This is a genomic window from Liquorilactobacillus aquaticus DSM 21051 (genome assembly GCF_001436755.1).
In the GTDB taxonomy this organism is placed as follows: domain Bacteria; phylum Bacillota; class Bacilli; order Lactobacillales; family Lactobacillaceae; genus Liquorilactobacillus; species Liquorilactobacillus aquaticus.
In genome coordinates this window covers 1,044-20,725 of sequence record NZ_AYZD01000033.1, presented here as the reverse complement: position 1 = coordinate 20,725, position 19,682 = coordinate 1,044, and the positions used below count along the sequence as shown (strand labels likewise).

Annotated in this window: 16 protein-coding genes; 2 read left to right on the top strand and 14 right to left on the bottom strand. The window is 34.2% G+C overall.

Annotated features, from left to right (window positions below; translation table 11 throughout):
• Nucleotides 1-2: 2 nt before the first annotated feature.
• Both FC19_RS09735 and FC19_RS09730 read right to left on the bottom strand, forming a co-directional pair.
• On the bottom strand, nucleotides 3-1,202 hold the full coding sequence (locus tag FC19_RS09735) for a metal-dependent hydrolase family protein (RefSeq protein WP_057876758.1): 1,200 nt from the start codon (nucleotides 1,200-1,202) through the stop codon (nucleotides 3-5).
• Between the two features lie 46 nt (nucleotides 1,203-1,248).
• The gene (locus FC19_RS09730) at nucleotides 1,249-2,448 is read right to left on the bottom strand and encodes a metal-dependent hydrolase family protein (RefSeq protein ID WP_057876757.1); all 1,200 of its coding nucleotides are present in this window, start codon (nucleotides 2,446-2,448) and stop codon (nucleotides 1,249-1,251) included.
• Nucleotides 2,449-2,657: 209 nt separating this feature from the next.
• Here FC19_RS09730 and FC19_RS09725 point away from each other — a divergent pair, with 209 nt between their 5' ends.
• Nucleotides 2,658-3,833 (top strand): hypothetical protein, encoded by a 1,176-nt coding sequence (locus FC19_RS09725; protein ID WP_057876756.1) that lies wholly within the window; start codon nucleotides 2,658-2,660, stop codon nucleotides 3,831-3,833.
• A gap of 495 nt (nucleotides 3,834-4,328) precedes the next feature.
• Here FC19_RS09725 and FC19_RS09720 read toward each other — a convergent pair whose 3' ends face one another.
• The 12 genes from FC19_RS09720 to FC19_RS11725 form a co-directional block, all read right to left on the bottom strand.
• The gene (locus FC19_RS09720; protein ID WP_057876755.1) at nucleotides 4,329-5,753 is read right to left on the bottom strand and encodes a zinc ribbon domain-containing protein; all 1,425 of its coding nucleotides are present in this window, start codon (nucleotides 5,751-5,753) and stop codon (nucleotides 4,329-4,331) included.
• A gap of 1 nt (nucleotide 5,754) precedes the next feature.
• Complete coding sequence (locus FC19_RS09715; RefSeq protein ID WP_057876754.1) at nucleotides 5,755-6,654, bottom strand: zinc ribbon domain-containing protein; 900 nt, start codon at nucleotides 6,652-6,654, stop codon at nucleotides 5,755-5,757.
• 610 nt (nucleotides 6,655-7,264) lie between these two features.
• The gene (locus tag FC19_RS09710) at nucleotides 7,265-8,221 is read right to left on the bottom strand and encodes a hypothetical protein (RefSeq protein WP_057876753.1); all 957 of its coding nucleotides are present in this window, start codon (nucleotides 8,219-8,221) and stop codon (nucleotides 7,265-7,267) included.
• On the bottom strand, nucleotides 8,221-8,415 hold the full coding sequence (locus FC19_RS09705) for a hypothetical protein (protein ID WP_057876752.1): 195 nt from the start codon (nucleotides 8,413-8,415) through the stop codon (nucleotides 8,221-8,223). Before FC19_RS09705 ends, FC19_RS09710 begins: the two co-directional genes overlap by 1 nt.
• 20 nt (nucleotides 8,416-8,435) lie before the next feature.
• The gene (locus FC19_RS09700) at nucleotides 8,436-9,293 is read right to left on the bottom strand and encodes a hypothetical protein (protein ID WP_057876751.1); all 858 of its coding nucleotides are present in this window, start codon (nucleotides 9,291-9,293) and stop codon (nucleotides 8,436-8,438) included.
• A complete protein-coding gene (locus tag FC19_RS09695) occupies nucleotides 9,265-10,725 on the bottom strand; it encodes a glycosyltransferase (RefSeq protein ID WP_057876880.1) in 1,461 nt (486 codons plus the stop codon). The genes FC19_RS09700 and FC19_RS09695 overlap by 29 nt, the downstream gene beginning before the upstream one ends.
• Nucleotides 10,726-10,735: 10 nt before the next feature.
• Nucleotides 10,736-11,512, bottom strand: coding sequence for an accessory Sec system protein Asp3 (gene asp3 / locus FC19_RS09690; RefSeq protein ID WP_057876750.1), 777 nt, complete (start codon nucleotides 11,510-11,512; stop codon nucleotides 10,736-10,738).
• Nucleotides 11,505-13,076 carry an accessory Sec system protein Asp2 gene (asp2, locus tag FC19_RS09685; RefSeq protein ID WP_057876749.1) on the bottom strand — a complete coding sequence of 524 codons (1,572 nt, stop codon included), beginning with the start codon at nucleotides 13,074-13,076 and terminating at the stop codon, nucleotides 11,505-11,507. Before asp2 ends, asp3 begins: the two co-directional genes overlap by 8 nt.
• 16 nt (nucleotides 13,077-13,092) lie before the next feature.
• Entirely contained in the window at nucleotides 13,093-14,649 is a 1,557-nt protein-coding gene (gene asp1, locus FC19_RS09680; RefSeq protein WP_057876748.1) for an accessory Sec system protein Asp1, read from the bottom strand.
• A 20-nt stretch (nucleotides 14,650-14,669) separates the two neighbouring features.
• Complete coding sequence (secY2, locus tag FC19_RS09675; protein WP_057876747.1) at nucleotides 14,670-15,872, bottom strand: accessory Sec system protein translocase subunit SecY2; 1,203 nt, start codon at nucleotides 15,870-15,872, stop codon at nucleotides 14,670-14,672.
• A gap of 25 nt (nucleotides 15,873-15,897) precedes the next feature.
• Complete coding sequence (gene secA2 / locus FC19_RS09670; protein WP_235809370.1) at nucleotides 15,898-18,240, bottom strand: accessory Sec system translocase SecA2; 2,343 nt, start codon at nucleotides 18,238-18,240, stop codon at nucleotides 15,898-15,900.
• A gap of 391 nt (nucleotides 18,241-18,631) precedes the next feature.
• Complete coding sequence (locus FC19_RS11725) at nucleotides 18,632-18,847, bottom strand: LPXTG cell wall anchor domain-containing protein (RefSeq protein ID WP_201782331.1); 216 nt, start codon at nucleotides 18,845-18,847, stop codon at nucleotides 18,632-18,634.
• Here FC19_RS11725 and FC19_RS11720 point away from each other — a divergent pair.
• On the top strand, nucleotides 18,762-19,682 hold a 921-nt coding region (locus FC19_RS11720), incomplete at its 3' end, for a hypothetical protein (RefSeq protein WP_420805509.1). The genes FC19_RS11725 and FC19_RS11720 overlap by 86 nt on opposite strands.

Below are 19,682 nucleotides of genomic sequence, written 5' to 3'. Positions count from 1 at the left end.
CCTTAATCTATTTTTTTGCCCCTTTTATAAACTGATTTAATACTTTCTATTGCGTTAATGTTTTCTAATGGATTATCGTCTAAAATCAAAAAATCAGCGTATTTGTTTTTCGCCAAAGATCCATAAAAATCATCTATTTTAAGCAACTCGGCTGCATACTTTGTTGCTCCAAACAAAGCTTGTACAGGTGACGCACCTAACTTCACTATTAATTCCAGCTCATTCCAAGTACCATTATTGAAATAATTGAAAGGCGTTCCAGCATCTGTACCAACAACTACTTTGACGCCCTTCTTTATTGCCATAGATACGTTTTTAAAGAAATCTGACTTTACCAGATCATTCTTGCGTAGCATGTAATCTGGCAGCTTTTCACGTCCGTACTGCGAAATAGCGGATGGTGCATTCAACGTTGGTACGAGAAAAATATTATTATCTTTCATAAAGGCGGCCTGTTTTTCATCAACATAAATTCCATGTTCGATGGAATCGACACCTGCATCCAAGGAATTCTGAATTCCTTTGTTTCCTTGAGCATGTGACGCTACCGTCATGTGTTTGGAATGAGCTTCCTCAACAGCCACCTTCAATTCAGCAAGACTTAATTCAATGTCATCAACTTCATCAGTTGCTGACATTACACCGCCAGTAGCCATTACTTTTATGTTTTTAGCGCCTCTCTTGAATTCTTGACGAACTGCTTTGCGCATTGCATCTTCGGAATCTGTTAAATGCCCCCAAGTAGCCTCTCCGTAAATTCCTTCAGTAAAATCACCGTGGCCGCCTGTCATACTCATCGGACGTCCTGAAGGCAAAATCTCTGTTCCGTCCAAAACTCCTTCTTGCTGCAGTTTAGCCAACTTAACATCTACGTCAAAAGCGCAACCGCAATCCCTGATATAGGTAACACCCGATTTAAGCAAATCATGCAGGTTATTTAAAGCTGTTACTGTTGCTTCAGTCTCTGAAAGATATTCCAACTTATTCGTAACAGGATTCATCATAATATGCGTATGTGCATTAATAAGACCAGGAAGCAGATATTTGCCTTGCACATCAACCGTTCGTTCAGCTTCAGGTACGATACCCGAACCCATTTCTGTTACTTTGCCAGAAACATCATCTATTTCGAGCCACATATTTTTTTGAAGTTCAGAATTCTTTCCATCGAAAAGGTTCGCATTTTTAAAAATAGTGTTCATTATTTTCTCCTTCTAAAGTTATATCTCATTCTTATAATTTCTAACATTAGAATTTCTTGATACCTTTTTTGTAAACACCCTTATCTTCTTGTTGAACTGCCTTTATATTTTCCAGAGGATCTGTATCTAACACGATAAAGTCAGCATACTTGCCTGCTTCTAAAGATCCATATTCGTTGTCGATATGTAACAATTCAGCAGCGTTTTTAGTAGCAGCAAACAGTGCTTGTTCGTTTGATGCACCCACACCTGTCAAAAGTTCAAGTTCAAAGGTCGTGTCTTTAAAACCATTAAAAGGTGTTCCTGCATCTGTACCAAATGAAATCTTAACACCTGCTTTAATGGCAGCGCCTATTCTTTCAAAATACTTATCCATAAATGCACTTGCCTTATCCAACATGTATTGTGGAAGTTTTCCTTTACCGTACTTAGGAATTGTGTAGGCTGCGATCAAAGTTGGTGTCAAAAAGGTTCCCTGTTTGAGCATCAGTTCAATATCTTCATCCGAAACATATGAACCGTGCTCTATAGAATCTACCCCAGCTAAAACGGCGTTGTGGATTCCTTTTTCACCCTCTGCGTGTGCTGATACAGTCATATGCTTAGAATGAGCTTCTTCGACAGCTGTCTTCAATTCCTCTAGTCCAAGTTCTATATCATCAATCTGGTCTGTAGCGGACATTACGCCACCAGTTGCCATTAATTTTATATTTTTCGCACCGATCTTAAAAGCTTGGCGTACAGCTTTACGCATATCATCAGTTGAATCCGTCAAATGGCCCCAAGTTGTTTCTCCGTCCCAACCTTCAGTAAAATCACCGTGGCCGCCTGTCATACTCATCGGACGTCCTGAAGGCATAATTTCCGTGCCATCAAAAACTCCCTCCTTTTGCAGCTTAGCCAACTTGACATCTACATCAAAAGCACAACCACAATCTCTTATGTATGTAACTCCTGATTTCAATAATTCTTTTAAATTTTGCAATGCCTGATAAGCAACTTCTGTTTCAGAAAGGTACTCTAGCTTATTAGTAAGTGGGTTCATCATGATATGAGTATGAACGTTTATTAACCCCGGCATGACATATTTACCTTTAAGATCCGTGCTTTCCCCCTCTGTACTTTTTTTGCCACCACCAATTTTTACTATTTTTCCACTCTCTTCGTCTACTTCCATCCATGAGTCGGATGTGATTTTAGCTTCAGCACCATTAAATAAATTAAAATTAGTAAATAATTTAGTCATAAAAACATCTCCTTAATTAATTAAATCTATAAAGTTCACATTAAAATATAATAATGTTGTACAACCAGTAAGCCCAACTTAACACCAAAAAGGTTAAAAGTCACTATTGAAAATTAATTTATTTTATAATATCATAATATCTAATTCTGTTTTTATCATCTTTCTTTAATTTTACAGAATTTTATTTTAATCTTATGGAGGTTCATCTTATGAATTATATTATCTTTTTTACAATCGTCATGCTTTTCATGCTGATTGGCGAATGGGTTTCTGCTGCAACTAAAGCATATATCCCTTCTATTTTTGTAACTGCTATTCTTTTTGTGGTCGGCTTTTGGACTGTAATTCCCAAAGATATTGTTGCACAAGCATCATTTGGTACAAACTTTGTTACAATCTGTGTATCTTTATTGCTGGTTCATTTAGGAACTCTCATGAATTTGCGTGAACTAGTCGCTCAGTGGAAAGCTGTCTGTATTGCACTTTTGGGTGTTGCTGGAACACTCATACTAACACTTGTAGTCGGAACTTTGATTTTCAACTGGCACACTGTTGTTGCTGCCGTTCCTCCGTTAACAGGTGGTCTCGTAGCTGCACTTTTAATGACAAATGGTCTTAAAGCTGAAGGAATCACTACTCTTGTAGCTTTGCCAGTCTCAATGTTCGTTTTGCATTCAGTGATTGGATACCCGTTAACTTCATATATGTTGAAAAAAGAAGGTAGACGACTGGTTAAAAAATTCAGAAAAGAAAAAATTGAAGTTGATGAGAACTCACCATTAACTACTCTTTCAAGCGAGAGCCCTAAGATTTTCAATCTTCCAAAAGAATTTCAAACACCTGCCTTTATTCTTGTACGAGTAGCACTCATAGCACTCTTAAGTAATGGCTTTGGCTTACTGATACACAACGTTATCAATCCTAATGTAATTTGCTTGATTTTTGGTGTTATAGCTCATCAACTCGGTTTCTTAGAAAGCAATGCTCTGAAACAAGCAGGTGTCTTCAACTGGTTGATGTACGGTCTTTTAGCTTATGTATTTGAACAGTTGAATTTAACAACCCCAGCTATCATGGGTACGATTATCTTTCAAATTGTTGTTTTAATTTTCCTCGGTTTACTGGGAATGTTTATCGCTTCTTGGATCCTTGCTAAACCATTTGGAATGAGCAGACATATGGCATTCTCCTGCTCGCTGACTGCTTTATTTGGCTTTCCAGCTGATTATATTCTCACAACTGAAATATGTCATAGCGTAGCTGGAAATAAAAAAGAGGAAGCGTACCTTTTAGAAAATATTCTTCCTAAGATGCTCGTTGGTGGATTCGCAACTGTTTCAGTCGCTTCAGTTATCATTGCTTCCGTCTTCCTCAAGCTTTTATAATATTAAAGTTTGCATTATCTAGGTTAGATATATCAAACTTGATTCATCTAAAGTTTTAATTTAAACTTTGTTGAAAATCGTTATGTTTTCGGTAAGCAATAAGGAGCAGTGGCAAAAATATATCTTGTCGCTGCTCCTTATTTGTGATTAAAACCCGCATACTATTTTTTCGCAATTATAATGGTTTTTGAGTAATAACTAATAAGCAAACTACTATCTTTACAGCAGCTAAAAGAACTTATGCTCATAAATACCTAGCCAATATCTAAGTTTTTGAACAGTTGAATTAATCGAGCAATCAGTAATACCGAACAATTGTAAACAAAAAAGACTAGGCGTTATCATAACCTAGTCTGTCGTGCTGTTCGTATGTTATATAATACTTCTTTAATATATCATACTATTTAGATAAAGTCATACTTATAAACTTTAATTTCAAAAATCGTGTAGTGTTATAGTTTAAAAATATTTTTTCTAATAAAAGCTGCGCTACCCTTAATTATCATCCGAATAGTTTTTCTCCCAATCAGCTGACTTAGTAACACCGATCGTTTTAATCTTGTAATCGCCATTCTGTTTGACAATTTCTGCATTGGGATAGGTAAACTGCTGAACCTTGGTTGAGTCTCCAGCATCACCACTATTGTTAAAGGTATATTTAACTGAATAGGAAACCGTTGCTTTGTTTTTGCCTGTAGGTGTGACTGAATTTACTTTTGAAACCTCAGCATTATAATCTTCAATATTATCATTGGTTTTGAAAGAATTATAGAATTTCAATAGATCATTATAGCTGGAATTATCTTCTTGCCCCACAAAAAGATCAGCGGTGGTCGAATCTTCAGTACCTGACTCTGCCCCTGAAAAGGCACTTTCCAACAATTCTTCTGCATCCGATTTAGAAACTACACCTTGAAATGCAGGAGAAATACTGTGCTCTCCATACGCCAGCTTGTCTTTGATATCAACAGAATTGGACTTTACAGTTTGTCCTGAGACTTGGATCGCAATGTAAGCTTTCAGATCATTACTGATTGGATAATCTTTAAACTTCAGCTTTCCATCACTATTCAACTTACCAGCCTTTTTGCCATTAAGATACACATCTGCACCTTGACTACCCTTGATGGTAAAGGTCGCTATTCTTAACCTCAAAGACACATCCTGGGCGCCAGAGGTCAACGTGTTAGTTGAGGTATTCGTCAGTTTTCTTCCGGAAATCTTACCGACGGATTTGAAAGTATACTTCCCAGGAAAGAGCGGTCCAACCTTTTTACTATAATTGCCGCTTTTCGTCGTCCAGATCTTCTTGCCATCCTGATAGAAAGCCACCCCAGTATGGTTGCTGGACAAAGTTACATACGCTGCTTTAACGTTCAACTTATAGCGTGGAAAAAACAGCCATGCATTGCCGCTTTGTTCGATCGAATACGTATCATTGTATGCTGATCCCTGCTGAAGTGAGCTTTTTAACTCGGCTAGATCCTGTCGATTACTCTCAAAGTACTTCTGAGTAGGTTTTAAATTCTTTTTTGTCAGCTTGTTTTGCAAGGTCGGATCATCGGTCTTGACATATTTAGCCAAATTCTTATCAGAATCACCCAGAGCTGAAATAATTCGATCAAGCTGTTTTTGAGGCTGATAGTAATCCTTCAAACCTAAATAGCCGCCGACTAACACAACAAGAACAGCCACAAGTGAGATAAGTAAAGGCTTATTGAGTGGCTTTTTAGGTTGAGCAGGTACACTGCGTTGCATGGTTTGATTAGATTCCGCGGAAGCTGTAACCTTTTCTTCGTTCTCCTCATTAGATGCAGTCGCTTCAGCTGTTGGATTTAACTTAGCACCACAGTTGGGGCAGAAAACTTCATCAGCTTTAACTTTTGTTCCACACTTAGGGCAAAACATCTCTTCAGCCATTTTACAGACCTCCCCCGAACATTGATGAGATAAAGGAGCCAGCTGTATCCCCTAATTTAGAAACCACTAGGGAAACTGCAATACCTTCAATGAGCATACAAATAACGCCTGTAATCACAGCTCCATAAATTCGATCCAGCTGACCGCCATTCTCAAGCTGAACTACTCCGCAGATGATAGTTATCGTCCAGACAAGTGAGATCAAAATAAGGAGAATGCTAATAACTAACATTGAAACAAGGCCAACTGACCCAGATATAGCAATCAAGAAAAATACCAGCGTCAACAATAAGATCGAACTGCTGTAATGAGCCAGACGATTTAAATAGTCGATAAATGTTTCAGTTACTGCTGCTCCGCCGACTGCGCGACGAATTAGAAAAGCAATCCCGATCATTGCAACAGCAGCAATTAGGATTATTAAAATAATGGCAAAATAAAAACCAAAGCCAACAGAATAAGTTGAATTGTAAGTTGATGAATTAGAGCTAGAAAAAGCTCCTAAAAAACTATTGGCTGCATTCGTTGCTGCTGAAGTCGCTTTTTGGGTACCATGACCGATACCTAAAGTAAAAAACAAACTTTCTAAAAATAAAGTCAGGATTCCCGCATACTTTGTTGTCTTCTGAGCTTTAAAAGGACTTTTCCATGAGCCAAGCAACCATGACCAATATCCCTGAAGTGCACTTTGGATAGCTTGCGTATCAATACTCGTCTTAGCGGCTTGCGCCTGCTTGGTATTATTTGTTTGCTCCGAGCCGTCAGTACTGTTACTTTGTGACTGCTGCTGTGCAGTATCGACTGTTGCTTGTGGTTCAACATCAGTTAACTTCGTACCGCACTTGGTACAAAAGTTAACATCGTCTTTCATTTTTGAAAGACACTTTGGACAAATCTTCATTAATTATTCCCCCTAAGGACCGTTATATATCCATAATACAACTTAAAATTATAACTTCAATAATAATCTAAAGAAATTCTTTATAATTTTTGCTTTTTAATACCCGAATATTCACTATTTTTACGAGATTTTAGTTGTTATAGAAGGCGATATAGTAAAATATGAGAAATTAAGCAATTTTATGCTGCAATTTTCTTGCATTTTATTAATGTCCTTTGCATGTTTTTTATCCCTGCGGTTTAACACTATTTGATAATTTAAAAACTATCTAAATATTGTAAATAAAGGCCGAGTTTGTAATAATTGTAAAAAAATAAATAAGAATCGAGTCCATTACATGAACCAAATTCATATTCATTATAGAGTGAAATTTTATACTCTTTTGTTAGACATCTTCATTTATAATTTATCATGACGTTCTTATTAATATCTAGATTCATTCTTAATATAGAGGAGTGTAGCACAAGTTAGTAAATTTTAGCATTAACGTGGAATTACGAACACCGGACATCCTTCCCTTTTGCTCCAATACATAAGTTATTCTTTTTACATCAATATCTCAAACAACACAATAGTTTTAGAAAATTAAAAAATAAAAAGGATAGTCCTATCAACTGTTTGCACGTTGAATATATGTTTGATAATTTGACCAATACAGTATTTCATCTTCTGAAACAGTACCCGTCTGCTTTATTATCCTAATTAATTTCTCAAAATTCGTATCTTTTTTTTGAATTGCCTGGCTCAGTTCATTATCTAATATTTTAGAATACTCGTCTGTGTAACCACTATTTATCATTAAATCAAAAGACTTGTTTAACACTTCCAGCGCCATTTTATTTTTATTAATTAAAATGAGGTTTATCACAATATCGATTATAAATCCATGAAATATAATTACTTCTGAAAAATCATCAAGTTTCATTTTTTCTAACAACTTGTTTATGAATGTAACATTTAAGTTCTTCTCAATCTGATATCCACTCTCTAACTGCTTCAATTGTAAAACTGCAAAGTTCAAAAAAAGATCAAAATCAGTTATACTTTCGATTGATTCAAGATACTTATCAAGTTTGTTAATATAAATATCAATATTTTTTTCCTCTTTTTTTTCAAAAAAAGCTTGTAAATATAATATAATAAACTTGAAGGGGTACTTTTGATTTTCATTCCTATACTTCTTCACACTATTCATAATTATTGATAATTTATTATTTTTATCTGAAAAGGAACTAAAGTACATTGCTAAAGCTAATGTATCTAGCACCTCATCTGTTGAAGGTAAAATCAAAGAGAGAAATTCATTATCCGATAGTCCAAGTAATTTTTTTAGACCTACAGTATATTCAAAAGGCAAGTCTACATCGTAGTTAATCCATCTGTAATATCTCGATTTGCTCAATCCAAGTTTTTTTTCAATCACACTGAGCTTTATGTTTTTCCCTTGAATAATTGTTGCCATTTTTTCCCTATCAATGCCAACAGCGACAACACTATTTTGAGGTAATAACTTTTTTCGACACCTAAGGTCGATATATCGAATAATACCTAATGAAGATAAAATCATTATCTTCCCCCCCATAAACTTAAAAAAGTATAAAATATACTTATAAAAACTACACTAACCATGACAATAGACATGAATACTGTAAAAAAATGTTTTTCATGTGGTTCCTTGACTGGATCGACAACATATTTTTCCTCTTGTTTAAACCGTTTTTCAATATCCCTATTAATTTCTGTATCTTCCTTTTTTTTCATCCCGTTTACCTCGTCACCTTCTACTGAACAATGCTTACTTTTTTCATAGGAGCTCCGACAGAGATCAGTTGTTGAGCATAAGTTCTATTCATTTCTACTTTCTGAATAAATGGTATATCATCTCTCAATATTCCAATTAAATTTCCCTTCACTTTACCAATTTCATCTAGTGGTGGTTCCTCCAAATAAAGCGTATTTTTAGATTTAGATAATGCTAACGCTGAAAGTTCTTCCCCCATATAATTGATACCAACAGTATCTTCTTCTTTCAGAATCTTCCCAACTTCTACTGCTGAAAAAGAACTAAAACTGTTATATTGTGCTTTTACATCTAAATGTTTAGAGTTTCCAATTGTAATCAAGTTTAGTTGACCCATATAAAAATAAAAACGCACAATAGCCTGCTCTTCATCATTATAAAAATCTATCCTTTGAGCTTCATTCCTAGTATAAAAAATATTACTGAACTTCTTCCCATCACTCGCAAATTCTTCAATAAAATCAATTTGATTATTTTGGTGAACATAGGTAACATCCTTCACATGTCGCCGTGTATTTTTCCATAAACTAACATGACCAATTACATCCCCATTGGCAATAATATCAATGCTAAAATCCTCGTTCATAAAAATCTCGGCACCTGTTACAGTAGGCAGCCTATTAAAATACAAAAAAGTATCTTCATTGTAGTCAATGGTTCTTCCAGTTATTTTATCTATCAAATTAAATCCTTTTATTTTTTCACTAATTAAAGTATCTCTCAGTCCTGGATTGGGCGCTAAAGTTAACAGCATCCCCTTTTCGTTGCAAATTCTTCTTTTTTGCTTGTTCCAACTTGGATTGTTAACATCAATTGTGTTTGTTATTTCGTAATGCATATACAAGTTCCCTCCACTTATCTTCAATAACATGGTCTTTAAACTTCAACATAGAGTTTTGTGTGGCCTTCCGAATAGCTGAATAGTCTGACTCCAAAAGTCTTCTTATACCATTTTCCAAACTTTGTACATTGAATGCCAGATGCTGATCTCCAGGCTTAAACTCCTGCAAAAATCCATTAATTCCATCTTGTATCATCTCAAGAGAACCGAATCGTGCAGCGTAAGAAACTACAGGTAATCCAGCATTTAGCGCCTCAACGGTGGTTAAACCAAAGCCTTCAGACCATGAAGCCGTTATAAATGCATCATACTTAGGATAAATTGAATCTAAATCTTGCGATAATCCCTTCATCTTTATGTACTCTTCGGCTCCAACTGTTTTTATAGTATCGCGAAGATGCCCCTCCTCGCCGCCTGCACCATATATATCTAGGTATACCTCTCTTCCTTCGTTTCTTATTTTTGCAACAGCACGAACAGCTATATCAATATGTTTCTCACCAGCCAGTCTCGAAGCCGTTATTAAATGTAGAGGTGGTATTTCTTTTTTATGTATCTTTTTATCACCATCTCTCACACCACCGACAGGTATTGTGACAAATTTTTTCTCTTGGCCCGGGAAGTCAATTAAAAGATCTTGTGTTTGTTTTTCAGTCCCTGAAACTAGCTTGTCAATTTTGTTAACGTGAGTTAGTGCATATTCATAGTAATTGTTCCATAAAGGATAGCGTTTATCAGTTCTATCAGATAGATGGTCTGCATGTATTACCTCAATAAACTTGCTCCCTGGAAAACTTGAATAAAGAAGAGCAACTTCACTTTCCTCTCCTCGATCTAAAAACCAATTACTCTCGTTCCCATATGCCTCATCAATCTTTTTCAGAAAATATCGTTGCAATTGTATTTCATTCCAAAAGAAAAGATGTTCTCCGTTTTGATCAAATAAATGAATATTTCTGATAACAACACCACCTTTCATATTGTCATAAAAATCAAATAAGACCTTTCTTTCACCGGTTTTACAACTATATATCTCTACATTTGAAATACTTACAAGTAAGAGTCCCTTTTTCTTCCTGCTTTCATATTTGACCGCAGTTTCAACAATTCGCATACCAGAAGTAGTAATTGTTTCTACCATTCTATTGGTCTTGGTACTGTCAACAATTACTTTCTCTTTTGCTTTATAGAACTTTTCAACACCATTTGTTAAATAGCTGTCTCCTAACACAAAATATTCATACATATTGATAACTTTCTTGTTATCAATGTTCCACACATCCATGGCAGGGTGTAGTTCCTTTATTAACTGTACAAAGACAAAACGATAAGGGATCTCTGCTTTATCAAAAAGTTTAGCCCTGTAAAACTCTGCATGCTCAACACCTGAGTTCCCAAATCCCATAGCCCGATTTACAAAAAAGTTCATAGCTTGTTTTTTATTCTTTATCAATTTCAAAGCCTCTATTCTTGAGTATTTCCCTAACCTTTCCCACTAAATCTGGTAGCGGATATCCAAATGATCGGATATCAATTTTAAGCTTTTTATACATGTCGTTGCTGTTCAATGCTACACAAATTTTATCTGTTAATTCTTCAACTAATTTTTCTGTTTTCAATAATTTTAAATTAATGCGAAAAAAGATTTGAGCGTGAGTATAATTTACAGGTACAAGCCAGCTGGTGTCACTACCATGTCCAATATATATATCTAATTTTTGGGCTTTCTTCGTAGATAACTTAACCACGCTGCGATTATCAGCTAAACTAACATCAAAATTATCAAAAATCTTTTTTTCACCTAATACTATCCATCTAAAATGAACAACTTTACTCGTTGTTGTTATTAAACGCAAAAAATAACTTTTTGCATTCTTTGGATATTTAAATACTCCGCCTCTTAGGGTCAAGTACTGTTCATCGATTAGTAACCCAGCAGTATCAAATATTTCAATCTTGAAAAAAACAGAATTTTCAGGAACCACACTCAAATCAGTCATTATTTGATATTCAGTATCTTCTTTGAGAAGTGGGAGCTGTCCTTGCATCCGATGATTTTGAAAACTCATCTCTGATTTCCAAGAATAAATATCTGTGCCAGGTGGTAGAAGTGGGGCCGAATATGTTACTTCCTTATCCGAATAAGTTATGTGTGCACCATGATTTTCATTAGTAGCCAAATATTGGTCCCACAGAAGAATTGTTACATTATTCAATATTGCTGCTCCTCCTATCAAATCCTTCTTCCATTATGTTTTCAAATTGCCTCATAAACCAATTAACAATTCCGACAGTATTATCGTTGTGCCGCCCGACAAGACCCTTGTAGGTGATTTTACTATACGGATATTTATTCTTTAAGAATTTAAATAATTCATCGAATGCTGTTGAATCATAGTCATCTTGCTTCATATAAGCAATTGCAAACATAGTATTTTTGAATTTGCCTTTCCTGAAAGTACTCCAAAATCTTTCATTAAAGTGTTGCTGTGCATCGTAGCTAGTTGTCTTCTCATTTAGTAGCAACAAATCCAGCGAGGTTGGAAATCCATATGGTCTGTCTATTCTCTCATTTGCAGCAATGGTTCCTAAGTTGACCAAAGGTTTTCCAACAATAACCGCTTTGGGACTTAACATTGAGGAATAATAAAGAGCTGCTGTAGTTCCCATGGAAATACCTGACAAAACAAGTTGGTCTTTAGAAAAGCCTAGATATTTCAAATATTTGCTTATTGTACTTACGACTTCAGCTTCAAACTCTCGGCTGCCTATGTAAAAAGCCCCCCCTTTAAGTCTTTCATCAGCGATTAGCAAATGGGGCACGCCTCCCCCTCCAACTTGGTTCATTATTCCGGCACCTTCGAACCCTTCAGCAGTTCTCCAACCACTAAAATAAACATTCAAGGGCGGCTTAAAATCTCCAGAATCAAAATAAACAGCTAATTGCCCATTGCAGTGTTTTCTATCAGCTATCATTGAAGAATTAACCATAAAATTCCCATGTTTTGCTCTACTTTTTCTAATATGAATCTCTCTTATTGAAAATTTCTCTATGCTCCCCTGCAAAAAAGCAGCCACATATAAAATTGTTCTATTTTCACCCGTTTTAAACAAAAATGGCTCTGGGGTCTTTTTATTAAAAATTTCATAAGTCTTAATAGGTATATATGAGACAGCATCAATAATGTAAAGCTTGAATATAACCTTTCCTTTCCCTTTTAATTCATATTCTGGCCAGAACTCAAATAGTGAGTTGGCGTTCAAGGAAATGGTCATTCTCCAACTAATTGCTTGAACTTGTGATACAAGATTTACATCCTTAATATTTATTTCACCACGACCAAATTGCTCAATTTGATTCTTCAATAACGGAGAGATATCGATTTTTTCAAAATCTAGTCTTAGCCCATACTGACCCCCAAAGAAAATTTCATTTATAATAGTATGAGCTTCTTCAAATTTTATGGGTTCTGCACATTTTTTCTGCAGCAGTTCAACCAAATCAACTGTTAGATTTTCATTTTGACTGTATATTATTCGATTTGAAGGTAATTTTTTAATCAAATTGGGCATTAAAAAAACATAAGAGTCTAATCCTAATATAAAGATTGAACTTCTATACTTTAATTTCAAATTATCATTGCTTAATAGTGTCTCTTCTGCTGTTACAACTTCTTCTGGTTCACCAAGCGGAAGATAATGGAATCTGAAACTTTTATCCAATTGTTTCTCAATGCCCAACTTATGACCACCAAGCTGTATCACGTCCGTATAGTGCATTCAAATTCCCCTTTCCTTAAAATAGTGACTCGATTTGTTGAACTATGCTCTCTCCTGAAAAGATTTCAATTTTTTTAACATTATTAACCAATGCTTTATTCCAATTACTTAGAGAATCTAAAAAGAAATTCAGAGCATCTATTATATCGTCTTCTTGTTCTAAGACGATCCCATTTTTAAAATTTTTAACATATCTAGTTTTAACTGTATTAATCTGCGGTATTCCAACACTGATAGCTCTTGTTTGCAAATATATATTTGGATAAGTTCCAACATCAATGAGTAGCCTAGACTTTTTTAACCTTTTTTCAAAATAAGCTGGCCTGCTGTCAATTTCTATTGAAATTCTGTCAAACGCTTCGCATGCTTTTACATTTTGTACCCATTCAGTGGACATCTTTTTTATTTTTGCCATATTTTCTAACTCAATTGTTACTTTTTTCTCTTTTTTAGCAATTAAATAGTTTCTCGTCCAATTGAAATCTTCTGAGTCTGTTGATACTTCAAATGTTTCCTCAATCATCCTTTTTATGATTTCATGAATAAATGTATAAAGATTGGCATTTCCTAAATTTATTATAATTTTCCTATCATTTGATTTTATTACTGTTTTTAAAATTAAATTAATATACTTTCTTATAGAATGTTCTGCAACATCTTGGACATGCCAAAAAATAATTTGTTCACTTAAACTATTGCTTATACCTAACTTAAGTTCAGTTGCATACGGTGAAATTACATTTTTTTTTGAATTATTTTCTGCAATAAAATTATCACTGGGAAAAACAATCACCGATCTGTCTGCTAACAGCCTAGGCAAAAAAATTTTTTTAGTTTCTAGATTATTTTCTTGCACAAAGTGAACAGTTTTTAATTTTTCTTTAGCCTTTTCTGTATAAAACCAAATTCTTTGATCAACAGGTGCAATTAAGTTAATCTTTTCTTGTTCTTTTGCTAAAAAATTATTTGTAACTTCATAAATCAATTCATGCATGGATGCATAATTTTTTTCTTTAATTGTTTCAGAGTTGCAATTTAAAATTTTCACTCTATCATTTTTCTCATGATCAATAATCAGCACTGTTTCACCAAATGGATTAAAAAGTTCTGTAAAACTCATTTTGTTATCTTCGCTATAGTGAACACGTTTCGACAAAAAACCGCGAGCATCAAAGATATCAATATGAGATATATTTTCTGAATTATAGTATGTTGCTTTACTTAAAAATCTATCTTCAAACATCTCCAGCTTACAAATTAACCTTCCCTGTTTCATTATAAGAACTCCCTGTGGATGATAAACTTTTTCCACACTTGAATCATTGATTATGTCATCTATAGAAAGTGGGTTACCCACATCAAAACTCACATTTTGGATGACGTCGTATACTTGCCATTTTGGTATATTCAACAATCCAAATTGATTTAATTGGTATGCCAAATTAGGTAAATACGTAATGTTTAATATTTTTATTTTCTTGTTTTCTTTCTTGAACATTTGAATAATCTTCAAAATAAAATCATACTCAATACGCAGTGTATTACTACTCCAGGATGGTATAATATAAAACATAATTCACCTCATTTAAATTATTAAAATATTCGATACTGACCCTTTATAAGCAATGCTCGAATCTCTTGGTAAATCGTATCTAGCATCGTTATCAAAATTAGTATAGATCCAAAGAGAAATGAAAAGTTTGTTACTACAGGGATATACTTACCTATAATCAGAGGAACGAGTGATATGAAGAGCAAATAAATATTTCCTAAAAAAGTCATAGTGTATATCTTATGTTTCAAATACTCCTCAGTTTCTTGTCCAGGTAAAATATTAAGAATATAATCCCCATTTTCTCTTAAGGACTTTGCTATTTTGTTTGGTCGTACATTTACGAATGCAAATCCATATCCCAATAGAAGAATAATCAAACCATACAAAAAAATACCTTGCCATGTATGGTATGAAAATGCACTTGAAATAATTCGATATAGGGCACTATTTATTTTAAATCTAGATAGTATTAGTAAAGGGACAGAATAAAGAGATAAAGCAAACATAAAAGGCATTGCACCTGATACAAGTACTTTTATTGGTATATATGAATTGGTAAGTTCATTTTCAATATTAATCCGTTCAATCCTGATCCTTAGTTCTGCACTATATATGTATATTGAAGTAAAAATGAATACAAACAAAAATATTAATACCAATCCCCATGTAGCTGCTGAAAAAGATATTGGTTTTTTTAAGCCGGAATTCAAAACGGTCGGTAAGTTTTTAATTAAGCCTGGTATTATCAAGACACTTGTGCCACCTATTCCCTTTTTTGCGTTCAAATCCGCTATCCAAACTACAAACATGCCTCCAGCAATTAAAATTGTCACAATTATCCAATACATATCACGACTCTCAAAATTTCCTATACTTGGCTTATATTTCAAAAATAAAAAAGATATTGCAAAAGCTTGAATAAGTGCTATTGCAAGAGTTATTACTTTTTGCCAAAATCCAGCTGCTTTTTGTGTCATTTTTTGAAATTTCTCTTCATTCGTTATGGTTATCATTTGCCAGACAATCAATGCTGTCATATACGGCCCCATTCCTAAAGCAAACAAACTTGGGACAGTTATTTGACTTCCAAAATTACTAGAAACAATATTTACATATGCATTTTGTTTAAGACCATTGACATAATCTTTAAAAGGAAAACCTGGCAGCAAGATAGTATTACCTACTTCAAAAACTACTAAAATACATACCGTCCAACTTACTCTCCTAATCAATTGTTTCAAAATATTAAACTCCCTGTTAATAAAATTATGGAAATATTATATCCATCGTTCCATCAGACTTATAAACAATTTCTGATAATAAAAAATTTCTTAATACCGATAAATATATTCCTTTTTTCATATTTCTGAATGAAGCCCTTGCTTCATCTTGATATTCATATATGGGATTATGCTGTCCCCAACTCCGACCACTTACAATTCCCTTCAGTTGCTGTAAAGCATCAACTTGTTCAATCCACATAGCATCTATCGATTTTAATAAAACAAGTCTTTTATAATATTCAGCCTGATCGCTATTAGAGAACATTTCCTTAACCTTATTATTTCTTTTCTTCACAATTTGGAGCAAATATTCAATAACCTTTTTCTTTCTTTTGATCCAGTTTTGAGGCAGTGCATTACTATTTGGCACAAACGAATAATCTATATTATTAAACACAAAATTATTCAAGTCTGATTCATTTTTAACATTTTGACAAAAGTTGTTTAAGGCTTGATAAATGGACTTATTGAGCCACTTGTCAATATTTTCTGCTCTCATGATTCTGTTTCTTATTTTATACAGATAATTACGTTGGATCTTCATAACTTCATCGTATTCAATTGTTTGAGACCGTTCAGAAACTTCAGCATTTTTTTGAACTTTTTGCGCCTTATCAACAATTTTTCTAAATCTTCGCTTTTTAATTTGTTTCTCAGTATTATTTTCTTTAGTTGACTGCATGCTTTTTCTATAGTTTTTTACCCATTCGGGCGCATTTTCAATTATTATTTTATCTTGGAGTGATACATAGAAAATACTTTCTCCAGGTTCTCCCTGTCTACCTGCTCTCCCTCTTAACTGATTATCAATTCTTGCTGAGGACATTCTTTCCGTTCCAACAACTAATAGGCCCCCATTTTTTAATGCTTCAGGAGAAATCTTAATATCTGTTCCTCGGCCTGCCATTGATGTAGCCACAGTAATTGAATCAGAATTTCCCGCTTCACTAATTATCTTATTTTCCTTAGCAATACTTGTAGCATTTAAAACATTATGTGCGTATCCCATAGAAAGTAGTAACCGAGAATACAAATCTGACATAGATACAGAACCTGTTTCTATCAGAATCGGTCTTTTTTGCTTTTGTGCCCTTGAAACTTCTTTCAGCGAGGACTCAATCTTATCTTGATTATCTACATATATTTTATCTGGATAATCTTTTCTGATAACTTTTTTGTTTGTTGGCACAACAATCGTATTTAAATGATATATATCACGAAATTCCTCAGCATCAGTTTTTGCAGTCCCAGTCATGCCTGACATTACTTTAAATAAACGAAATAAGTTTTGATATGTAATACTTGCCATTGCTCGTGTTTCTTCCGTCAAGTCAACATGCTCTTTTGCCTCAAGTGCTTGATGCAAGCCTGACTGCATCTTTGTTCCTTCAAGTTTTCTTCCGTTCATTTTATCCAACAGAACGATTCTATTATTTTCAACTACATAATCACGATCTTTATTAAATAAATAATTTGCTTTTAATGCAATTACGATATGTCGATAAACCTTTTTATATTGTTCACCTAGCAATTTTTTTATTCCCAAATATACTTCAATGTGATGAATACCTTCAGTTGTTAACCAAACATTCTTCAAATCCTCAGATAAGTGAAAGTCGATATTTTTTTTAAGCTGGTGTATTATTCTTTCAGATGTCTCAAAAAGATTTGACTGGACTCTTGGTGCACCTGAAACTATTAATGGAGTTTGAGCCTGATCTAATAATATTGAATCAATTTCGTCAATAATCACAAAATTAAAATTATGTAAATATTTCTTATCCAATGTAGTAGCTAGGTTGTCAAAAAGATAATCAAAGCCCAAACCACTATGCGTGGTGTAGACAATATCAGCACTATAAATTCTTTTTAAGTCGCGTTCAGAATCATCATCACCCTCAGCAGAGACCCCTACCTCTACTGTTAGCCCTAACCATTGATATACCCTACCGATATTTTTAACATCTCTTTTTGCTAAATACGGATTAGCAGTAATTAAAAATACACCCTCTCCCAATAATCCATGCAGATACAAAGGCATAGTTGCAGTCAGCGTTTTACCTTCTCCTGTCTTCATCTCAGCAATATTTCCATAATGAAGAATTAAACCACCAATAATCTGTGAAAAATATGGACTCATTCCTAAAACACGCCTATCTGCTTCACAAACTGTTGCATATGCTTCAATCAATATTTTTTCTAAATTTTTTCTACTTTCGAGTTTTTTTCTTAATAAGGCAGTCTGCTTTTTCAACTGATCATCACTTAAATATTTAAGCTTTTTTACTCTTTTTTGTATTTTTTTCGCAATTCTTTTATATCGCATTATCATTCAAAAAACACCTATCTACTATTTTTAATGTTATTTTTTTATTAAATAAGACGACTATATTATACATTTATGATGTTTTTTTGTAAATTTTTATGAATTTTAAAAAAATGTGTCCTGCTATATTATGCCTAACCTAGCACATTAAAAGCATTATTAATATCAAACATTTTAATTATGTCTAAGCTCTTTATGTATCTGAAAATAAAGTTTTTTATTAAATTTTACACTTAATAAAGCAAGACAAAAAAACCAGGTCAAAAAGTTGAATTTTTGACCTGGTTCTCCTATTTATTCCAAATGAACGTGTTCCACAAATCAAAGTTTTCTGTTTAACTTCAAATTTTATCGATTTATGTCATACTCCATTATTATAATCAATTATATTTTAGTTATTTCCTTTATTATTTTTATTTTTCTTTCGCAGTCCTAAAACACTCAAGAAAGCCGTTAACATTCCAACAACGTTCCATGCAAAATCTGATTCATCGCCAGTTTGAGGTAATTTCTCCTTATTTTTGGATACTGAATTTTTTTCGGAGGAAGAGCTGCCTGTAGCTTTTGAAGTCGAGGTACTACCCGATAACGAACCACTCGTGCTCAAGCTTGATGAAGTCGAGGCGCTATTTGACAACGAATCACTTGTACTCAAACTTGCAGAAGTTGAACCACTATTTGATAATGATCCGCTTGTACTCAAGCTTGCAGAAGTTGAACCACTATTTGATAACGATCCGCTTGTGCTCAAACTTGATGAGGTTGAAGCACTATCTGATAACGAATCACTTGTGCTATTTGATAATGATCCGCTTGTGCTCAAGCTTCCAGAGGTTGACGCACTGTTCGACAACGAACCACTTGTACTCAAACTTGATGAGGTTGAAGCACTATCTGATAACGAATCACTTGTGCTTAGACTTGATGAAGTCGAGCTGCTATTTGATAATGATCCGCTTGTGCTCAAGCTTGATGAAGTTGAGCCACTATCTGATAACGAACCACTCGTACTTAAGCTTGCGGAAGTTGAGCCACTATCTGATAACGAACCACTCGTACTTAAGCTTGCGGATGTTGATGCACTGTTCGACAATGATCCGCTTGTACTTAAGCTTGCGGAGGTTGACGCACTGTTCGACAATGATCCGCTTGTACTCAAACTTGATGAAGTTGAGGTACTATCTGATAACGAATCACTCGTACTCAAGCTTGCGGAAGTTGAGGCACTATTCGACAACGAATCACTTGTACTTAAGCTTGCAGAAGTTGAGGCACTATCTGACAACGAATCACTCGTACTCAAGCTTGCGGAGGTTGACGCACTGTTCGACAATGATCCGCTTGTACTCAAACTTGATGAAGTTGAGGTACTATCTGATAATGAACCACTCGTGCTTAAGCTTGCAGAAGTCGAACCACTATTTGATAACGAGCTGCTTGTA